19 protein-coding genes are annotated in these 18,654 nt (G+C 72.7%); 9 read left to right on the top strand and 10 right to left on the bottom strand.

Going from position 1 to position 18,654, the window contains the following annotated elements; all coding sequences use genetic code 11:
- Nucleotides 1-654 (bottom strand): ClpP family protease, encoded by a 654-nt coding sequence (locus tag AF335_RS28005; protein WP_102921235.1) that lies wholly within the window; start codon nt 652-654, stop codon nt 1-3.
- 196 nt (nt 655-850) lie between these two features.
- Between AF335_RS28005 and AF335_RS28000 the strand changes: the two genes are divergently transcribed.
- A complete protein-coding gene (locus AF335_RS28000) occupies nt 851-1,462 on the top strand; it encodes a nucleoside deaminase (RefSeq protein ID WP_102921234.1) in 612 nt (203 codons plus the stop codon).
- 70 nt (nt 1,463-1,532) lie between these two features.
- Here AF335_RS28000 and msrA read toward each other — a convergent pair whose 3' ends face one another.
- Both msrA and AF335_RS27990 read right to left on the bottom strand, forming a co-directional pair.
- Nucleotides 1,533-2,201, bottom strand: a complete 669-nt coding sequence (msrA, locus tag AF335_RS27995; RefSeq protein WP_102921233.1) for a peptide-methionine (S)-S-oxide reductase MsrA — start codon at nt 2,199-2,201, stop codon at nt 1,533-1,535.
- Between the two features lie 454 nt (nt 2,202-2,655).
- Nucleotides 2,656-3,744 (bottom strand): hypothetical protein, encoded by a 1,089-nt coding sequence (locus AF335_RS27990; RefSeq protein WP_102921232.1) that lies wholly within the window; start codon nt 3,742-3,744, stop codon nt 2,656-2,658.
- Nucleotides 3,745-3,870: 126 nt separating this feature from the next.
- Here AF335_RS27990 and AF335_RS27985 point away from each other — a divergent pair, with 126 nt between their 5' ends.
- Complete coding sequence (locus AF335_RS27985; RefSeq protein WP_102921231.1) at nt 3,871-5,019, top strand: cystathionine gamma-synthase; 1,149 nt, start codon at nt 3,871-3,873, stop codon at nt 5,017-5,019.
- A gap of 208 nt (nt 5,020-5,227) precedes the next feature.
- Here the strand turns inward: AF335_RS27985 and AF335_RS34875 are convergent, their stop codons facing one another.
- The 3 genes from AF335_RS34875 to AF335_RS27975 all read right to left on the bottom strand — a co-directional run bounded on the left by AF335_RS34875 (nt 5,228) and on the right by AF335_RS27975 (nt 6,618).
- Nucleotides 5,228-5,461 (bottom strand): hypothetical protein, encoded by a 234-nt coding sequence (locus AF335_RS34875; RefSeq protein WP_184742940.1) that lies wholly within the window; start codon nt 5,459-5,461, stop codon nt 5,228-5,230.
- A complete protein-coding gene (locus AF335_RS27980) occupies nt 5,458-6,012 on the bottom strand; it encodes a sigma factor-like helix-turn-helix DNA-binding protein (RefSeq protein WP_170127824.1) in 555 nt (184 codons plus the stop codon). The genes AF335_RS34875 and AF335_RS27980 overlap by 4 nt, the downstream gene beginning before the upstream one ends.
- A 105-nt stretch (nt 6,013-6,117) precedes the next feature.
- Entirely contained in the window at nt 6,118-6,618 is a 501-nt protein-coding gene (locus AF335_RS27975; RefSeq protein WP_184742937.1) for a MarR family winged helix-turn-helix transcriptional regulator, read from the bottom strand.
- A 334-nt stretch (nt 6,619-6,952) separates the two neighbouring features.
- Here AF335_RS27975 and ilvA point away from each other — a divergent pair, with 334 nt between their 5' ends.
- The 3 genes from ilvA (at nt 6,953) to AF335_RS27960 (ending at nt 10,204) form a co-directional block, all read left to right on the top strand.
- Nucleotides 6,953-8,194: a threonine ammonia-lyase gene (ilvA, locus tag AF335_RS27970; protein ID WP_102921462.1), complete on the top strand. Its 1,242-nt coding sequence runs from the start codon at nt 6,953-6,955 to the stop codon at nt 8,192-8,194.
- A gap of 121 nt (nt 8,195-8,315) precedes the next feature.
- Nucleotides 8,316-9,350 carry an ATP-binding cassette domain-containing protein gene (locus AF335_RS27965; RefSeq protein WP_244927189.1) on the top strand — a complete coding sequence of 345 codons (1,035 nt, stop codon included), beginning with the start codon at nt 8,316-8,318 and terminating at the stop codon, nt 9,348-9,350.
- Nucleotides 9,347-10,204, top strand: coding sequence for an ABC transporter permease (locus AF335_RS27960; RefSeq protein ID WP_244927188.1), 858 nt, complete (start codon nt 9,347-9,349; stop codon nt 10,202-10,204). The genes AF335_RS27965 and AF335_RS27960 overlap by 4 nt, the downstream gene beginning before the upstream one ends.
- A 127-nt stretch (nt 10,205-10,331) precedes the next feature.
- On the opposite strand, the gene greA is transcribed toward AF335_RS27960, so the two are convergent.
- A complete protein-coding gene (gene greA / locus AF335_RS27955) occupies nt 10,332-10,829 on the bottom strand; it encodes a transcription elongation factor GreA (RefSeq protein WP_102921229.1) in 498 nt (165 codons plus the stop codon).
- A gap of 187 nt (nt 10,830-11,016) precedes the next feature.
- Nucleotides 11,017-11,427, bottom strand: coding sequence for a DUF4307 domain-containing protein (locus tag AF335_RS27950; protein ID WP_102921228.1), 411 nt, complete (start codon nt 11,425-11,427; stop codon nt 11,017-11,019).
- A 125-nt stretch (nt 11,428-11,552) separates the two neighbouring features.
- Between AF335_RS27950 and mca the strand changes: the two genes are divergently transcribed.
- From mca to AF335_RS27935, 3 genes are all read left to right on the top strand, one after another.
- A complete protein-coding gene (mca, locus tag AF335_RS27945) occupies nt 11,553-12,422 on the top strand; it encodes a mycothiol conjugate amidase Mca (protein ID WP_102921227.1) in 870 nt (289 codons plus the stop codon).
- A gap of 4 nt (nt 12,423-12,426) precedes the next feature.
- Nucleotides 12,427-12,660, top strand: a complete 234-nt coding sequence (locus tag AF335_RS27940) for a flagellar basal body-associated FliL family protein (RefSeq protein WP_102921226.1) — start codon at nt 12,427-12,429, stop codon at nt 12,658-12,660.
- Between the two features lie 192 nt (nt 12,661-12,852).
- Nucleotides 12,853-14,970, top strand: coding sequence for a thioredoxin domain-containing protein (locus tag AF335_RS27935; protein WP_102921225.1), 2,118 nt, complete (start codon nt 12,853-12,855; stop codon nt 14,968-14,970).
- 39 nt (nt 14,971-15,009) lie between these two features.
- On the opposite strand, the gene AF335_RS27930 is transcribed toward AF335_RS27935, so the two are convergent.
- Both AF335_RS27930 and trhA read right to left on the bottom strand, forming a co-directional pair.
- The gene (locus AF335_RS27930; RefSeq protein ID WP_102921224.1) at nt 15,010-15,633 is read right to left on the bottom strand and encodes a TetR/AcrR family transcriptional regulator; all 624 of its coding nucleotides are present in this window, start codon (nt 15,631-15,633) and stop codon (nt 15,010-15,012) included.
- Nucleotides 15,634-15,798: 165 nt separating this feature from the next.
- Nucleotides 15,799-16,521, bottom strand: a complete 723-nt coding sequence (gene trhA / locus AF335_RS27925; RefSeq protein ID WP_102921223.1) for a PAQR family membrane homeostasis protein TrhA — start codon at nt 16,519-16,521, stop codon at nt 15,799-15,801.
- A 264-nt stretch (nt 16,522-16,785) separates the two neighbouring features.
- On the opposite strand from trhA, the gene AF335_RS27920 reads away from it, so the two are divergent.
- Nucleotides 16,786-18,606 (top strand): phosphoenolpyruvate carboxykinase (GTP), encoded by a 1,821-nt coding sequence (locus AF335_RS27920; RefSeq protein WP_102921222.1) that lies wholly within the window; start codon nt 16,786-16,788, stop codon nt 18,604-18,606.
- Nucleotides 18,607-18,654: the final 48 nt, after the last annotated feature.

Raw genomic sequence — 18,654 nt, 5'->3', positions numbered from 1 at the left:
TCAGAGTCCGATCCGTCGCTTCGTACCGGCCGGCCGGACGTCGTCGAGGGACTCGACGACGCGGTCGACCATGCCGTACTCCTTGGCCTGCTGGGCCGTGAACCACCGGTCGCGGTCGCCGTCGCGGGAGATCGTCTCCGGGGTCTGGCCGGTGTGCTCGGCGGTGATGCGCTCTACGGCCCGCTTGGTGAACTCCAGGTTCTCGGCCTGGATGGCGACGTCGGCGGCGGTCCCGCCGATGCCCGCCGAGGGCTGGTGCATCATGATCCGCGCGTTCGGCAGGGCGAAGCGCTTGCCCGCCGCGCCGACGGTGAGGAGGAACTGCCCCATGCTGGCGGCGAATCCCATGGCCAGCGTGGAGACGTCGTTCGGGATCAGCCGCATCGTGTCGTAGATCGCGAGGCCGGCCGTGACCGAGCCGCCCGGGCTGTTGATGTAGAGGCTGATGTCGGTCCGCGGGTCCTCCGCGGACAGGAGCAGCAGCTGGGCGCAGACCCGGTTGGCGGAGACTTCGTCGACCTGGGTGCCGAGGACGACGATCCGCTGGGTGAGGAGCTGTGCCGCGAGGTGGTCGTCGAACCGCGTGGACGGCGTGTCCCCTTCGGAGGCGCGGGGGTGTCGGTACGCGTCCGATCCGGTGATGAGTGCTGACATGGGACCTCCTCGTCGTGGCGCGGCTGCCGAGCGCCGCGGGTCCCTCCACTCTCGGCCCGCCCGGGCCGGTCCGTAAGCGATCTCGGCCCGCAGCAGATTCGCCGAGGGCAGAGCGGCGGGGGTCGTACGTATCCGCCCACGGCCCGCCGGGGCGTGCCCCTTTCGGTGGCGGGCGCCGCCTTGCTGGAATGCCCGTATGAATCCTCTGAATCCTCAGGGCACCTCTCGGCGGCGTTTCCTGCACACGACGGCCCTGGCGGTCGCTCCGCTGGCGGCGGGGGGCGTGCTCGCCACGGCCCCGCCCGCGCGGGCGGGTTCCCCTTCCAGGGCGGCGTGCTGGGAGGGCGACTGGCCGCCGCGGCTGCGGGCCGCGGTCGCCGACGCCATGGCCGAGGCCGTGCGGTACGCGCGCGCGGCGCACTGGCCTTTCGGGGCGGTGCTGGTCGATCCGGCCGACGGCGCCGTCGTCATGGGCGTGGGCAACACCTCGGAGGGCGGCGACGCCACGGCGCACGCGGAGATGAACCTCCTGCGCCGGGCCGCCGCGGCGGGCGTCCCCCTCCGGTCGCACATCGTGGTGAGCACGGCCGAACCCTGCCCGATGTGCGCGGGCGCCCTCGTCTGGTCCCGGGTACGGGGCGTCGCCTACGGCACCTCGATCGCGCACCTCGTCGCCGTGGGGATGTCCCAGATCGAGGTCCCCTTCGCGGACATCGTCGACGCCTCGACGATGCCGCGCCCGTCCCTGGCCCACCACATCCGCACGGACCTCACGGACCCGCTGTACCGCACCGTGCCGCAGGGGTGAACGCCCGGCGGCCCCGGCGCCCACGCCCGCCGGGGCCGGCACCGGGCACCCGGGTGGGTACGCGAGCCCGTCAGGCGTCCGGCGAGGACGCCCCGGCGATCCCGACCGGGCATGAGACGCCCGTGCCGCCGATCCCGCAGTACCCCGCCGGGTTCTTGTCCAGGTACTGCTGGTGGGCCGGCTCGGCCGGGTAGAACGGGCCCGCCGGGAGGATCTCCGTGGTGATCGGGCCGTAGCCGGAGCCGCGGAGGACGGCCTGATAGGCGTCGCGGGAGGCTTCCGCCACCGCCTGCTGGGCCGGGGAGTGGGTGTGGATCGCGGAGCGGTACTGGGTGCCGCGGTCGTTGCCCTGGCGGAAGCCCTGGGTGGGGTCGTGGGACTCCCAGAAGAGCTTCAGGAGGGCCTCGTACGAGGTCAGGGCCGGGTCGAAGACGACGCGGACGGCCTCGGTGTGGCCGGTGAGGCCGCTGCACACCTCCTCGTAGGCCGGGTTCGGGGTGTGGCCGCCCTGGTAGCCGACCAGGGTCGTCCAGACGCCCGGGGCCTGCCAGAACTTGCGCTCGGCGCCCCAGAAGCAGCCCAGGCCGAAGTCCGCGACCTCCAGGCCCTCGGGGTAGGGGGCCGCGAGCGGGGTGCCCAGGACCGTGTGGCGCTCCGGGAGGGTGAATTCCGGCTCCGGGCGGCCCTTCAGGGCCTCTTCGGGGCTGGGGAGACGGGTCTCATGGCGGGAGAAGAGCATTGCGGCTCCAGGGGAGGGCCGGACGGACGGGCTGTCCCGTCAACGTGCGGGGCCGTCCGGCGATTCCCGCCGGTCGGCGGTTCCGCCCGCCGGACGGACGGCGGCTCCCGGGCGGCGGGTGATTCCGACCGGTGTCCGGTGGCTCGGTCCACGGCCGCGCGGCCCGGTGGTCGCCGGGCCGCGCGGTGACCCCGGAGGGTGTGTCCCGTCCGGCTGTTCCGCGGATTCGGCGATCGCGGCCCGCGGTCTGCCGACCGGGGTTCCTGACCACGGGCAGCACGTGCAGGCCGGAGTCGGCACGCAGCCTCGATTGTGCGGCCGTCGCGGCCTGCGGGTCCTGGCCGGCCGCAGGCTCCGGCCGTTCCGTGATCACGGGCCGCGAACGTACGGCCCGGCGCCTCCGGCCGTACCGCACCCGCCTACCCCGGCGCCGGCCGCCCCCGCCACCGGCCGCTCAGCGGCCCCCGCCCTGCTCCCAGCCCGCCACCGCCCGCGCCCGGTACATCAGGTACGCCCCCACCGGGTCCTGCTCGTACGACCACGGGACCGCCCCGATGTGGCCGTCGACGGCGCGCAGCTGTTCCATCGCCTCCGGGTAGCGCTCCGCACGTACCAGGAACCACACCAGCAGGTGGCGGACGTGCGGCAGCACCGGGTGGTCGGCCGGGGCGCCGGCCACCGCGAAGCGGGCCGCCTCGATCGCCTGCGACACCACCACGCCCTGGTACAGACCGGGGACCAGCTCCACGTCCGGCAGGTGGTCGTGGACGGCGAACAGCGGCAGCGCCGGCAGCAGGCTGCCCGGGGCCGCGCCGGCCGCCGCACTCTGCGCGAAGGCGTCCGCCCGCTCCTGCGAGCCGTGCCACTTCGCGCTCCAGTAGCGGAGCGCGACCAGGTGCGCCCCCATGTGCTGCGGGGCGCGCGCGACCACCCGCTCCCACAGCGACTGGAACTCCGCCTCGGAGGCGCCGAGCCCCCGGGCCACGCCCAGTTCGACGATGGCCGGGACCGGGTCGCCCGGGGCCAGCAGGGCGGCCTCGGCGCAGACCGTGCGGGCCTCCTCCAGGATCATCCGGAAGTCCTGCGAGGACGGGTCGCGCAGCGCCTGCTGGACCAGGAACTCGGCCTGCACGGCCGCGCCGCCCGCGTCCTTGGGGGCCACCACGCGCCAGTGGCGCAGCCACATGCCGCCCGTGCCGGGCGTCTCCGCCAGCTCCTGGGCCGCCGCGCCCGCCAGCGTCTGCACCCGCTGCCACCGCAGCTCCGCGGCCGTCTTCGCGTCCGTACGGGCCAGCAGCTCGGCGGCCGGCTTCCAGTCCTGGGTGCGGCGCGCCTCCAGGACCGCCGCGAGCAGCTCCTCGTCCGGGCCGGGCAGCCGGACGTCGAGCCGCTCGGCGGGCAGGAAGCCGTACGCCCCGGCGGGGTCGACGGCCGTCCGGGCGCCCTGCGTCACCTCCTGGCCGGCCCGCCTGCGACGCATCGCGGGGCCGATCAGGACACCGCAGACGACCACGATGGCGAGCAGGATGAACAGAAACTCCATGAGGTGTCCCGGGATGCGATGCGTGGGGGCCGACATCAGGACAACGCGGCAGCCCGGCGGATCGTTCATCCGCCAGTTACAAGTGAACAGGAGTGTTCGGGTACCCGGGGTACTACCCTCGGGGAAATGAGCGACCAGCACTCTTTCGAAACCCTCGCCATCCACGCCGGGCAGGAGGCGGACCCGCTGACGGGGGCCGTCGTGCCGCCCATCTACCAAGTCTCCACCTACAAGCAGGACGGCGTCGGCGGCCTGCGGGGTGGCTACGAGTACAGCCGGAGCGCCAACCCCACGCGCACGGCGCTGGAGGAGAACCTGGCGGCGCTGGAAGGTGGCCGCCGCGGACTCGCCTTCGCGTCGGGCCTCGCCGCCGAGGACACCCTGCTGCGGACGCTGCTGTCGCCGGGTGACCACGTCGTCATCCCGAACGACGCCTACGGCGGAACGTTCCGCCTCTTCGCCAAGGTCATCCAGCGCTGGGGCGTCGAATGGTCCGTGGCGAACACCTCCGACCCGGCCGCCGTCCGCGCCGCCGTCCGGCCGCGCACCAAGGTGATCTGGGTCGAGACGCCGTCCAACCCGCTGCTCGGCATCACGGACATCGCCGCCGTGGCCGAGGTGGCGCACGCCGCGGGGGCGCGGCTGGTCGTCGACAACACCTTCGCGAGCCCTTACCTCCAGCAGCCGCTGTCCCTGGGCGCCGACGTCGTCGTGCACTCCACCACCAAGTACGTGGGCGGCCACTCCGACGTCGTCGGCGGTGCGCTCGTCACGGCCGACGCGACGCTGGCCGAGGAGCTCGTCTACCACCAGAACGCGATGGGCGCCGTCGCCGGCCCCTTCGACTCCTGGCTGACGCTGCGCGGCATCAAGACGCTCGCCGTGCGCATGGACCGGCACAGCGCCAACGCGGCCCGCGTCGCCGAGCTGCTCGTCTCGCACCCCAAGGTCACCAAGGTCTACTACCCGGGCCTGCCGGAGCACGAGCTCCACGAGGTCGCGGCCAAGCAGATGAAGGACTTCGGCGGCATGGTGTCCTTCCGTGTCGAGGGCGGCGAGGAGGCGGCGGTCGAGGTCTGCAACCGCACCGAGCTGTTCACCCTCGGTGAGTCCCTCGGCGGCGTGGAGTCGCTGATCGAGCACCCGGGCCGGATGACGCACGCGTCCACGGCGGGCTCGGCGCTGGAGGTCCCGGCGGACCTCGTGCGCCTGTCGGTCGGCATCGAGTCGGTGGACGACCTGCTGGCGGACCTGACCCAGGCGCTCGGCAAGTAACCGACCGGCCGGAAGGGGGCGGGCGCGGGACCACTCCGCACCCGCCCCTTCGCACACCCGGTGGCCGCCTGAGCGGGCTCGGCGAAGTCCGGCGCGGTCCGGCAGCGCCCGAAGGGGCGCGGGGCTGTGACATGGTGCGGCTCCGCCGCGTGGGCGCGACCGGCCACGACGCACCCGCGGACGGCGCACCGGACTGTGAGCGGAGCGCCTAGCGGTCCCACAGCGACGGCGCCGACCACGGCTCCACCAGCGCCGCCCATACGCAGAACGCCACCGTCCCCGCCGCCAGCAGCGCCCACCCCACCGCCCGTACCGCCCGGCGGCGGCGCAGTACGCGACCGCCCCGCGCGGCGGCACGCGCGGCGAGGCCCGGGGGCAGCGGCAGGTGGCGGAGGTCCAGCATCCGGCGGACCGCGTCCTCCTTACGGTCGAGGCCGCTCACGATCCGGCCCGCCGGGGACGGGTGCGCCACGGTCCGGCGGTGGCCCGGCCCGCGCGCGGCGCACCGCCGAGAAGCACCTCGACGGCGCGGGTGCGCAGCGCCCGGACGCGCTCCACCGGCAGGCCCAGGAGCGCCGCCGTCTGCTCCTCGGCCAGGCCCTCGGCGAGGCACAGGACGAGGACCAGGCGCTCCTGAGGGGCGAGCGGGGCCAGTACCCCACCGGGGGCCGGGCTCCCGGACCGGCGGGCGGCGCGCGCGTACCGGGTCGCCAGCTCCTGGCGGGCGCGGTCGTACGGATCCTCGCCGCGCGCCCGGTCCCAGGCGGCGTACGTGGCGGCCAGCGCGGCCGTCAGCAGCCGCTCGGCGGCCTCGTGGCGGCGGGGTACGGGCTCCCCGGGGCCGTGCGGACCGCCCACCGGGCCGGGCGCGCCGTCGGTCGCCTCGCCGGTGAGCAGCGCGGCGACGTGCAGCAGCCTGCCGCCCGCGCCCCCGACGAACTCCTCGAACTCATGGGCGCGACGGAGCTCCCTGGCCGCCCGCCGCTCTCGCACCCGTCGCCGCCCCCGTCCCCGGGCTCCCCGGTCCGTGTCCCGCACGCGCGGACGCCGTCCGTACGCGTGTCGTAGGCACCAGGAGAGGGCAGCCGGCGGCCCGGGTCAAGAGGCCGGCGTGGCCGGGGGAAGGGCGTTGTGCACCTCGGAGAGGGCGGAGTTGAAGCGGGTGAGCAGGGTGCAGAAGACGTCCCGCTCGTCCTCGGTCCAGCCGGAGGTCACCAGGGCCATCAGCTCGCGCCGGGAGCCGCGCACCTCGTCGAGGCGGGCCTTGCCACGCGGGGACAGCTGGAGCACGACGGCCCGGCCGTCCTCGGGGTGCGAGGTCCGCTTGACGAGACCGGTGTCGACCAGCGGCGCCACCTGACGGGTGACGGTCGAGGAGTCGATGCCCATGCCCGCGGCGAGCGCCTTGACGCCCATCGGGCCTTCCTGGTCGAGACGGTTGAGCAGCAGATAGGCGGCGCGGTCCATGGAGTTGCGGACCTGGCCTACACCGCCGAGCCGGGTCTGTTCGGCGCGACGGGCGAAGACGGCCACCTGGTGCTGGAGGGCGTCGAGGACGCCTGGGGCGAGGTCGGTCGTCATGTCCGGAGGGGTGGGCATGGCCTGGGGCTCACTTCGTGCGGCGGGCAGGGAATCGCTGAGGATTGGGGGACAGAGTACGCGGCCCGGCGGGCGCTCGTACGGGTGCTGCGCAAACCGCTCGGTATGCGCCGCCGCCGGTCCGCCTCCCTTCCGCGCCGGTATGCGCGGATGTGCGCGTCCTGTGACGGTGGTTGCGGAGGCGAGCTGCGAGACTGGCGGCATGGCTGCACGAGTTGATGACGAAGGCGCTGTCCAAGGCATGACCGGTCAGTCCACCGACAGCTTCGCCGGCGGGGGAGCCGGCCCGGCCCCGGGTGCGCCGGCCCATGACCACCGGCCCGATACATCCGGGATGTCCGGGAGCGGGTCCCCGGAGGCGCCCGGGATATCCCTTGATGTCTCGCTGGAGGATGTGCGCGAGGCCCAGAAGATGCTCTCCGGCGTCGCCCGCGAGACCCTCATGGAGGGCAGCCGCTTCCTGTCCCGGCTGGTCGGCGCCCCGGTCCATCTGAAGTGCGAGAACCTCCAGCGCACCGGCTCCTTCAAGGTGCGCGGCGCGTACGTCCGGATCGCCGGCCTGTCCGCGGGGGAGCGCGCGGCCGGGGTGGTGGCCGCCAGCGCGGGCAACCACGCGCAGGGCGTGGCACTGGCCGCCTCGCTCCTGGGCGTGCGCTCCACGGTGTTCATGCCGGAGGGCGCGCCCCTGCCCAAGGTGGCCGCGACCCGGGAGTACGGCGCCGAGGTGGTGCTGCGGGGGCAGATCGTCGACGAGGCGGTGCGCGCCGCCCAGGACCACGCCCGGGAGACCGGCGCGGTCTTCATCCACCCCTTCGACCACCCGGACGTCATCGCGGGCCAGGGCACCCTGGGCCTGGAGATCCTGGAGCAGTGCCCCGAGGTGCGCACCATCGTGGTGGGCGTCGGCGGCGGCGGTCTGGTGGCCGGGATCGCGGTGGCGGTGAAGGCGTTGCGGCCCGACGTACGGGTGGTGGGCGTGCAGGCGGCGGGCGCCGCCGCCTATCCGCCCTCGCTGGCCGCGGGCGAGCCGGTGTCGATACCCGCGCCGGCGACGATGGCCGACGGCATCAAGGTGGGCCGCCCCGGCGACATCCCCTTCCGGATCATCGAGGAGCTGGTCGACGAGGTCCGCACGGTCTCCGAGGACGACCTCTCCAGCGCCCTGCTGCTCTGCCTGGAGCGGGCCAAGATGGTGGTCGAGCCGGCCGGGGCGAGCCCCGTGGCGGCGCTGCTCGCCGACCCCGGCTCCTTCGAGGGGCCGGTCGTCGCCGTGCTGTCCGGCGGCAACGTCGACCCGCTGGTGCTCCAGCGCACCCTGCGGCACGGTATGGCGGCGGCGGGCCGTTATCTGTCGCTGCGGGTGCGGCTCACCGACCGACCGGGGGCGCTGGCCGCCCTCCTGGAGGTGCTTTCGGGGGTCGACGCCAACGTCCTGGACGTGGGCCATGTGCGCACCGATCCGCGGCTCGGGCTCACGGAGGCGGAGGTCGAGCTGCATCTGGAGACCAAGGGCACGGAGCACTGCGCGATGCTGAGGAGCGCCCTGCGCGAGGCGGGATATCTGGTGATCCCCTGACGCCGGGTGACCGCCTTTCGGCAGAGGGTGTTTGGGGGCTCCGAGGAGCCCATTCACAGGGCGGGAGGACAACAGCGACCGTAAAATCCTGTAATACGTCACCCAAACGGGGAGAACCTCCATGCCAGGCGCCATTTTTGCCGAAGGTCTGGTGAAGACCTTCGGCGATGTCAGGGCTCTGGACGGCGTCGATCTCGACGTACCGGAAGGAACCGTTCTAGGACTTCTCGGCCCCAACGGCGCCGGCAAGACCACCGCAGTGCGCGTCCTCACCACCCTGCTCAAGCCCGACAGCGGCACCGCCCGCGTGGCGGGCATCGACGTCCTGAAGAAACCCCACGAGGTCCGCCGCTCCATCGGGCTCTCCGGCCAGTTCGCCGCCGTCGACGAATATCTGACGGGCCGTGAGAATCTCCGGATGGTCGGTCAGCTCTACCAGATGAGCGCGCGCGACGCGAAGGCGCGCGCGAGCCGGCTGCTGGACCGCTTCAACCTCGCCGACGCCGCCGACCGCATCGCCAAGACCTACTCCGGCGGCATGCGGCGCCGTCTCGACCTCGCCGCCGCCCTGGTCGTCAGCCCGCCCGTGATGTTCATGGACGAGCCCACCACCGGCCTCGACCCGCGCAACCGGCAGCAGCTCTGGGAGGTCATCGAGGAGCTGGTCGCGGGCGGTACGACCCTGCTGCTCACCACGCAGTACCTGGAGGAGGCCGACCGCCTCGCGCACGACATCGCGGTGGTCGACCACGGCAAGGTCATCGCCCGCGGCACCTCCGACCAGCTCAAGGCGCGCACCGGCGGGGAGCGCGTCGAGGTCGTGGTGCACCAGGCCGGCCACATCGCCCCCGCCGACGAAGTGCTGCGCGGCTTCGGCAAGGGCGAGTCGAAGGTCGAGGAGCACACCCGGAAGATCACCGTCCCGGTCTCCGGCGGCGCGAAGCTGCTCGCCGAGGTGATCAGAGAACTGGACGCCCGGGGCATCGAGATCGACGACATCGGCCTGCGCCGGCCGACGCTGGACGACGTCTTCATCTCGCTCACCGGGCACGTGGCCGAGGCGGAGGAGGCCGAAGGGCAGGGGCCGGGGAGCGGCAAGGCGCCGGACGGCAGGCCGGGGCACAAGCGGCACGACAGGACGGAGGCGGCCTCGTGAGCATCCTCGACGGCGCTCCCACGGCGGCGGGCCCGCGTCCGTACGGCGGCATCGGCCAGTCCGTGCGCGACTCCCTGGTCGTCGCCAGGCGCAATCTGATCCGGATGGCCCGGATCCCCGAGGTGGTCATCTTCGGACTGATCCAGCCGATCATGTTCGTGGTGCTGTTCAGCTATGTCTTCGGCGGCTCGATCGCCGTCGGCGGCAACACCGACCCCTCGGCCTACCGCGAGTTCCTGATGGCCGGCATCTTCGCGCAGACCGTCACCTTCGCCACGGCCGGCGCGGGCGCCGGCATCGCCGACGACATGCACAAGGGCCTCATCGACCGCTTCCGCTCGCTGCCCATGGCGCGTGGCGCGGTGCTCACCGGCCGCACCCTCGCCGACCTCGTACAGACGGCGCTGACGCTGGTGGTGCTGGCGATCGTCGCGGTGATCGTGGGATGGCGCACCCACGCGGGCATCCCCAAGGCGGTGGCGGGCTTCGCGCTGCTGCTCCTGCTGGGCTACGCCTTCTCCTGGATCGGCGCGCTGATCGGGCTGTCCGTGCGGACCCCGGAGGCGGCCACCTCGGGCGGGCTGATCTGGCTCTTCCCGCTGACCTTCATCTCGAACGCCTTCGTGCCCTCCGACAACATGCCGATGGTGCTCCGCAACATCGCCGAGTGGAACCCCTTCAGCGCCACGGTGCAGGCGGCCCGGCAGCTCTTCGGCAACTTCCCGGACGGCTATCCGGTGCCCGCGGCCTGGCCCATGCAGCACCCGGTGTGGGCCTCGCTGATCTGGTCCGTGGTGATCATCCTGGTGTTCCGGAGCCTGTCGGTGCGGAAGTACCGGTCGGCGACGGCCTGACGCCGGGCGGCGACCGTTCCGTACGGCTACGGCTACGGCTACGGCTACGGCGGAGCCCCGGACCCGATTCCCGGGTCCGGGGCTCCGCCGTAGCGTGGTGAAGGGCCCGGCGCTCCGGGCCGCGGCCTCAGGCCGTGTAGGGCTTGGCCTCCAGGATGCGGACCATGGCCTTCTTGCCGTTCGGCAGCTCGTACGAGGCGTCCTCGCCGATCTTCTTGCCGTTGACGCCCGAGCCCAGCGGGGACTGCGGGGAGTAGGTCTCGATGTCCGTGCTGGCGTACTCACGGGAGGCGAGCAGGAAGGTCATGGTGTCGTCCGGGTCGCCGTCGAAGGCGATGGTGACGACGGTGCCGGGCGCGACGACGCCGGTCGCGGCCGGGGCCTCGCCGACCTTCGCGTTCTCCAGCAGCTGCGTGAGCTGGCGCACACGGAGCTCCTGCTTGCCCTGCTCCTCCTTGGCCGCGTGGTACCCGCCGTTCTCTCGCAGGTCACCCTCCTCGCGGGCCGCCGCGATCTTCATCGCGATCTCGGTGCGAGCGGGACCAGACAGGTACTCCAGCTCGGCCTTGAGCTGGTCGTACGCCTCCTGAGTCAGCCAGGTGACGTTGTCGCTGGTCTGGGTCACAGGTGCTCCTCGTCGGTACTGGGAAAAACTTGGGGGGACGGCTGGGGTAACAGCCGGGATACAAATGAACGCCCTACTCAGAAGGGTGCGCCTTCAAAGGTGGGCGAAACCACGAGCCTAACAATTACGTCCGTAAAGGGGGAAGAAGCCAGCGGGAGGAAACGCGCAAGAAACGCGTCAGTGCTGGTCAGCCGCGTGACGAGCTGGTGCAGCCCTCGAGCGCGGTGGCCGAGGCGAGCTTGGTGGTGCGGAGCGTGACCAGCTCCGTGAAGTGGTCCTCGCGGCGGTCGAGCGTGACGTCCTTACGGGCGACCTCGCTGCCGTCCTCGCCCAGCGCGCGCAGCGTGCAGATGGCCGTGACGTCCTTGTCCTTACGGATCTCCAGGACGGCCTCGACGGTGGTGTCGGAGACCGGCTTCGAGCGGATCAGCTGCCCGGTGACGTCCGACGACGTGATGTAGTGCACGGCCGACCAGCCGACCACGGCCAGCAGGCAGGCGCCCAGCACCGCCCCGATGATCTTCAGCTTGCGGTCGGCGCGCTCGTCCGCCGAGCGGCCGTAACGACCGTCGGGCAGGCCCTCGCGTACCGCAGCCATGATCTTTCCTCCTGGTCGGGGACCGGTCGGGAAACTGGAATGAATCGTCTCCCGCTTCGGTCACTATAGGAGGCGCCCCGACACACCGATAAGACGGGCCATGACCAGTGACTGAGGATCGAGTCTTGACTGAGCAGCTGCGACTGATGGCCGTGCACGCCCACCCCGACGACGAGTCGAGTAAGGGCGCGGCCACGATGGCCAAGTACGTGTCCGAGGGGGTGGACGTGCTGGTCGCGACCTGCACGGGTGGTGAGCGTGGCTCCATCCTCAACCCCAAGCTCCAGGGCGACCCGTACATCGAGGAGCACATCCACGAGGTGCGCGCCAAGGAGATGGCAGAGGCGCGCGACATCCTCGGCGTCAAGCAGGAGTGGCTGGGCTTCGTCGACTCCGGGCTGCCCGAGGGCGACCCGCTGCCGCCGCTGCCCGAGGGCTGCTTCGCGCTCCAGGACGTCGACGAGGCGGCGGGCGAGCTGGTGAAGCTGATCCGCGAGTTCCGCCCGCACGTGATCACCACGTACGACGAGAACGGCGGCTACCCGCACCCCGACCACATCATGACCCACAAGATCACGATGGTGGCCTTCGAGGCGGCGGGCGACCCGTCCCGCTACCCCGACGCGGGCGAGCCGTGGCAGCCGCAGAAGCTCTACTACAACCAGGGCTTCAACCGGGAGCGCACCCTGGCCCTGCACGAGGCGCTGCTGGCCAGGGGCCTGGAGTCGCCCTACGGCGAGTGGCTGGAGCGCTGGCTGACGGCGGGCCGGGAGCGGACCCTGACCACCTACGTCCCGTGCGCCGACTTCTTCGAGATCCGGGACAAGGCGCTGATCGCGCACGCGACCCAGATCGACCCGGACGGCGGCTGGTTCCGGGTGCCGCTGGACCTTCAGCGGGAGGTCTGGCCGACCGAGGAGTACGAGCTGGCGAAGTCTCTCGTCGGCACGTCCCTCCCCGAGGACGACCTCTTCGCGGGTATCCGCAACAATTGACCCCATGACGACCTCCCCCGCGCTCACGCATCTGGTGCCCCTCGCCGCGGAGCTTGACCAGAACAAGGTCACTCCCGGTGTGCTCGGTTTCGTGGTCTTCGCCCTGATCGGCGGCGCCGTCTGGCTGCTGATGAAGAGCATGAACAAGCACATGAACAAGGTGGACTTCGAGGAGGCCCCGGAGGAAGCGCCGGCGGTCGCCAAGGGCTCCACCGCCGCGAGCGGCACCAGCGCCTAGCGGCACAGGCCGGGGCCGACCGCCCCCCCCCGCACGGCCGTGGCCCACCGGGCCGCGGCCGCCTTCGGGTGTGCCCGCGCCGGGCCGCGCCCCTCCGTGCGTCCTCGCGCCCCCTCCTCCTTCCGGGCGCCGTGTCCCGATCGAGCCTGTGGACAACTCACCGATCGGGCCGGGGTGGGGAAGGATGGGGTCATGCCGAACCGCCTGGCCCATGAGACGTCCCCGTACCTCCTCCAGCACGCCGAGAACCCGGTGGACTGGTGGCCGTGGTCGCCCGAGGCTTTCGAGGAGGCCCGGCGGCGCGATGTGCCCGTGCTGCTGAGCGTCGGGTACTCCAGCTGTCACTGGTGCCATGTGATGGCGCACGAATCCTTCGAGGACGACGACACGGCCGCGTTCCTCAACGAGCACTTCGTCTCGGTCAAGGTCGACCGCGAGGAGCGCCCGGACGTCGACGCGGTCTATATGGAGGCCGTGCAGGCGGCCACCGGCCACGGCGGCTGGCCCATGACGGTCTTCCTCACCCCCGGGGCCGAGCCCTTCTACTTCGGCACGTACTTCCCGCCCGAGCCCCGGCACGGCACGGCGTCCTTCCCGCAGGTCCTGGAGGGCGTCCGGGCCGCCTGGGCCGACCGCCGGGAGGAGGTCGGCGAGGTCGCCGGCCGGATCGTGCGCGATCTCTCCGAGCGCACCCTCACCCTGAGCCTCGCCGAGGAGGACGCCGACGGCGAGGACGGGCCGGCCGGTGCCATGGCCGTGCCGCCGGGCCCGGAGGATCTCCACCAGGCCCTGATGGGGCTCACCCGGGACTTCGACGCCGTGCGCGGCGGCTTCGGCGGCGCGCCGAAGTTCCCGCCGTCCATGACCCTGGAGTTCCTGCTCCGCCACCACGCCCGCACGGGCTCCGAGGCCGCCCTCCAGATGGTGGAGGCCACCTGCGAGGCCATGGCCCGCGGCGGGATCTACGACCAGCTCGGCGGCGGCTTCGCCCGGTACGCGGTGGACGCCACGTGGACGGTGCCGCACTTCGAGAAGATGCTCTACGACAACGCCCTGCTCTGCCGGGTCTACGCCCACCTGTGGCGGGCCACGGGCTCGGCCCTCGCACGCCGGGTGGCCCTGGAGACGGCCGACTTCCTGGTCCGCGAGATGCGCACCGACCAGGGGGGCTTCGCGTCCGCCCTGGACGCCGACAGCGGAGTCGTGGACGAAGGGGGGCACCTCCCGGCGGCAGCCGGGGGAGGTGGGGGCAGGCACGCCGAGGGCGCCTATTACGTGTGGACGCCGCGGCAGCTGCGGGAGGTCCTGGGCGAGGAGGACGGCGAGCTGGCCGCCGCGCACTTCGGGGTGACCAAGGAGGGCACGTTCGAGGAGGGCGCCTCGGTCCTCCAGCTGCCGGACACCGAGGTCCTGCTGGAGGCGGGCCGGCTCGCCGCACTGCGCCGCAAGCTGCTGGCGGCGCGGGACACCCGGCCCCGCCCGGGCCGGGACGACAAGATCGTGGCCGCCTGGAACGGCCTGGCGATCGCCGCGCTGGCGGAGACCGGCGCGTACTTCGACCGCCCGGATCTCGTGCAGGCCGCGACGGACGCCGCCGATCTGCTCGTCCGCACCCACATGGACTGGCACGCGCGGCTGTTCCGCACCTCCCTGGACGGGGTGGCCGGCGCCCACGCCGGTGTCCTGGAGGACTACGCGGACGTCTCCGAGGGCTTCCTCACGCTCACCGCGGTCACCGGCGAGGGGGTGTGGGCGGACTTCGCGGGGCTGCTGCTGGACTCCGTCCTGGTCCACTTCCGGGGCGAGGACGGCGGCTTCTTCGACACCGCCGACGACGCCGAGGCCCTGATCCGCCGTCCGCAGGACCCCACGGACACCGCCACCCCCTCCGGCTGGACGGCGGCCTGCGGCGCCCTGCTGACGTACGCCGCGTACACCGGCAGCGCCCCGCACCGGGAGGCGGCGGAGCGCGCGCTCGGCGTGGTGCGGGCGCTCGGCCCGAAGGCGCCGCGCTTCATCAGCTGGGGCCTGGCCGCCGCCGAGGCGCTGCTGGACGGGCCCCGCGAGGTCGCCGTGGTCGGCCCGCAGGACCACCCCGGGACCCTGGCCCTGCACCGCACCGCCCTGCTGTCGACGGCCCCCGGGCTGGCGGTCGCCGTGGGCGAGGCGGGCTCGGAGGAGGTGCCGCTGCTCGCCGGGCGGCCGCTCCTCGACGGCAGACCGGCCGCGTACGTCTGCCGGGACTTCACCTGCCGGAGGCCGACGGACGACCCGGCGGTGCTGGCGGCGAGCCTGGCGGGGCGGGAGTAGCGGGCCGGGCCCCCGGGGCGGCCGGGCGGGTCCGGCGGCTCAGAGGGTGAGGCCCCGGTCGAGGACGTCGAGGGTGCGGCCGATGAGCGTGATGAGGTCCTCGGTCTGGCCCCGCTCGACCCAGCGCATCAGGGCCTCGTGCATCGCCGCGAGCACGGCGGCGATGACCACCCTCAGCTCCAGGTCGTCGGCCGGGCGGCCGGTGCGCTCGGCCAGCACGCCGCAGAGCATCCGCGCCGACTCGCCCGTCCCCTCGGCCTGCCGGCCGCGCAGCGAGGACACCTCGCGGACCAGCCTGGTCCGCTGCTTGAGCTCGGCGATGTCGCTGTCGATGACATGGCGCATCGAGGCGAGGATCCCCTGGCGGATGGCCTCGACCGGGGGCTCGCTCATCGGCCGGGCCCGGATCGCCGCCTCCAGCAGCGGGTCGTACTCATCGGTCAGGACGATGTCGTCCTTGGTGGGGAAGTAGCGGAAGACCGTGCTGGGGGAGACGTCGGCGGCCTCGGCGATCTGGTCGACCGGGGTCGCGTCGTACCCCTGCTTCTCGAAGAGCCGGTAGGCGGCGTGGCGGATCGCCTGACGGGTCTGGATCTTCTTCCGCTCGCGCAGCCCGAGCCGGGGCTCGGACGACGCGGCGGAGGAGGTGTCTGCGGAGGCCATGGCAGCATTCTCGGGCATCGGCCTTCCCGGGGACCACGCCGTGGTCCCCGGCGGCGTCCCGGCCGCGCCGCCGGACACGGCGAAGGCCGCGACCTCGGGGAGATCGCGGCCTCGGGGGCTGCGGGACGGGCGTCCCGGGGGCCGGGGCGCCGGCCGCCGGCGTGCTCAGGTGTGCGTATAGGCGACCAGCGAGATGCCCACGTAGTGCACGATGAACGCCGCCAGCGTCAGCGAGTGGAAGACCTCGTGGAAGCCGAACCAGCGCGGGGACGGGTTGGGGCGCTTGATGCCGTAGATCACGCCGCCCACGCTGTAGAGCAGGCCGCCGACGATCACGAGGACGAGCACCGCGATGCCGCCCTTCCGCAGGAAGTCCGGCAGGAAGAAGACGGCGGCCCAGCCCATGGCGATGTAGCAGGGGGTGTAGAGCCAGCGCGGCGCGCCGACCCAGAACACGCGGAAGGCTATGCCCGCGGCGGCCGCCGCCCAGACCGCCCAGAGCAGGGCCTGACCCCTGCCGCCGGGGACGAGCAGCATGGTCAGCGGGGTGTAGGTGCCGGCGATGATCAGGAAGATGTTGGCGTGGTCGAGCCGGCGGAGCACGGCGTTGACCCTGGGGCTCCAGTTCCCCCGGTGGTAGAGGGCGCTGATGCCGAAGAGCAGGCAGGCGGAGAGCACGTAGACCGCACAGGCGATACGGCCCCGGGTGCTGTCCGCGAGGGCGGTCAGGAAGACGCCGGAGATCAGGACGGCGGGGAACATCCCGGCGTGCAGCCAGCCGCGCAGGCGCGGCTTGGCGGTCGGCAGGGGGAGGCCGGGCGGGGCGGCGGCCGCGGCGCCGGCGGGGGCGGGCTGCGCGGGAAGCGCTGCGTCGGGCGCGGAAGTCATGGCGGCATGGTACCTACGGCACCGTAAGTTACGGATCAGTATCACGTGGCGATGGTCACGGGGGTGCCCCCTGGACAGAAACGGGGCGGAGTCGGATGATCAAATGAGTGCGGGCGGCACCGGATGAGCGGTCACGAAGCGTCTGGGTCGCAGCCCCCAAGGGGCACCTTCCACAGCAGCGGACCGAGCGGGCGACAGGGCGAGGTCCGTCAACCCTCGAATCTGACGCCGGGGCAGCGTGGTCCCCGGCGGGACGGAGCGATCGTGGCGCGCAGCAATGCGGCTCCCACCACCCTCACCAACCACCAGGAGCTGATCTCCTGGGTCGACGAGATCGCCGCCCTCACCCAGCCGGACCAGGTGGTCTGGTGCGACGGTTCCGAGGCCGAGTACGAGCGCCTGTGCGAGGAGCTCGTCGCCAAGGGCACCTTCCGCAAGCTCGACCCCGTCAAGCGCCCCCACTCCTACTACGCCGCCTCCGACCCGAGCGACGTGGCCCGCGTCGAGGACCGTACGTTCATCTGCTCCGAGAAGGAGTCCGACGCCGGTCCGACCAACCACTGGAAGGCACCCGCGGAGATGCGGGAGATCTTCGCCGGTGAGCAGGGCGTCTTCCGCGGCTCGATGCGCGGTCGCACGCTCTACGTGGTGCCGTTCTGCATGGGCCCGCTCGGCTCGCCGCTGTCCGCGATCGGCGTGGAGCTCACCGACTCCGCCTACGTCGCCGTCTCGATGCGCACCATGACCCGGATGGGCCGGGCGGTCCTCGACGAGCTCGGCACCGACGGGTTCTTCGTCAAGGCGGTGCACACCCTCGGTGCCCCGCTGGCCGAGGGCGAGGCCGACGTCCCGTGGCCCTGCAACACCACCAAGTACATCTCGCACTTCCCCGAGGACCGCGAGATCTGGTCCTTCGGCTCCGGCTACGGCGGCAACGCCCTGCTGGGCAAGAAGTGTTACGCGCTGCGCATCGCCTCCGTCATGGCCCGGGACGAGGGCTGGCTCGCCGAGCACATGCTCATCCTCAAGCTGACCCCGCCGCGCGGCGAGGCGAAGTACGTGGCCGCCGCCTTCCCGTCCGCCTGCGGCAAGACCAACCTCGCCATGCTGGAGCCCACCGTCCCGGGCTGGACGGTCGAGACCATCGGCGACGACATCGCCTGGATGCGCTTCGGCGAGGACGGTCGGCTCTACGCCATCAACCCCGAGGCCGGTTTCTTCGGTGTCGCGCCCGGCACCGGCGAGCACACCAACGCCAACGCCATGAAGACCATGTGGGGCAACTCCGTCTTCACCAACGTCGCCCTCACCGACGACGGCGACGTGTGGTGGGAGGGCATGACGGAGGAGCCGCCCGCGCACCTCACGGACTGGAAGGGCAACGACTGGACCCCGGCGAGCGGCACCCCCGCCGCCCACCCCAACGCCCGCTTCACCGTCCCCGCCGCGCAGTGCCCGATCATCGCGCCCGAGTGGGAGGACCCCAAGGGCGTGCCGATCTCGGCGATCCTCTTCGGCGGCCGCCGCGCCTCGGCCGTGCCGCTGGTGACCGAGTCCTTCGACTGGCAGCACGGTGTCTTCCTCGGCGCCAACGTCGCCTCCGAGAAGACCGCCGCCGCCGAGGGCAAGGTCGGCGAGCTGCGCCGCGACCCCTTCGCCATGCTGCCGTTCTGCGGCTACAACATGGGCGACTACATGGGCCACTGGCTCGAGGTCGGCAAGGGCAAGGACCAGGCCCTGCTGCCGAAGATCTACTACGTGAACTGGTTCCGCAAGGACGCGGACGGCCGGTTCGTGTGGCCGGGCTTCGGTGAGAACAGCCGGGTGCTCAAGTGGATCGTCGAGCGCCTGGAGGGTGCGGCGGAGGGCGTCGAGACGCCCATCGGCGTGCTGCCGACCAAGGAGGCCCTGGACACGGACGGCCTGGACCTGGGCGCGGACGATCTGGACTTCCTGCTGTCCGTGGACAAGGAGGTCTGGCGCGAGGAGGCCGCGCTGATCCCCGAGCACCTGAACACGTTCGGCGAGCACACGCCGAAGGAGCTGTGGGACGAGTACCGGGCGCTGGTGCGGCGCCTGGGCTGAGGCCGGGAGGGTGCTGGAGGCCGGGCCTCCAGCACCTGCGCGACGTGC

The sequence above is a fragment of the Streptomyces eurocidicus genome (assembly GCF_002891295.1).
GTDB classification, from domain to species: domain Bacteria; phylum Actinomycetota; class Actinomycetes; order Streptomycetales; family Streptomycetaceae; genus Streptomyces; species Streptomyces eurocidicus.
Note: the sequence above shows the minus strand (reverse complement) of the source record. Positions and strands in the feature narration are given on the sequence as shown.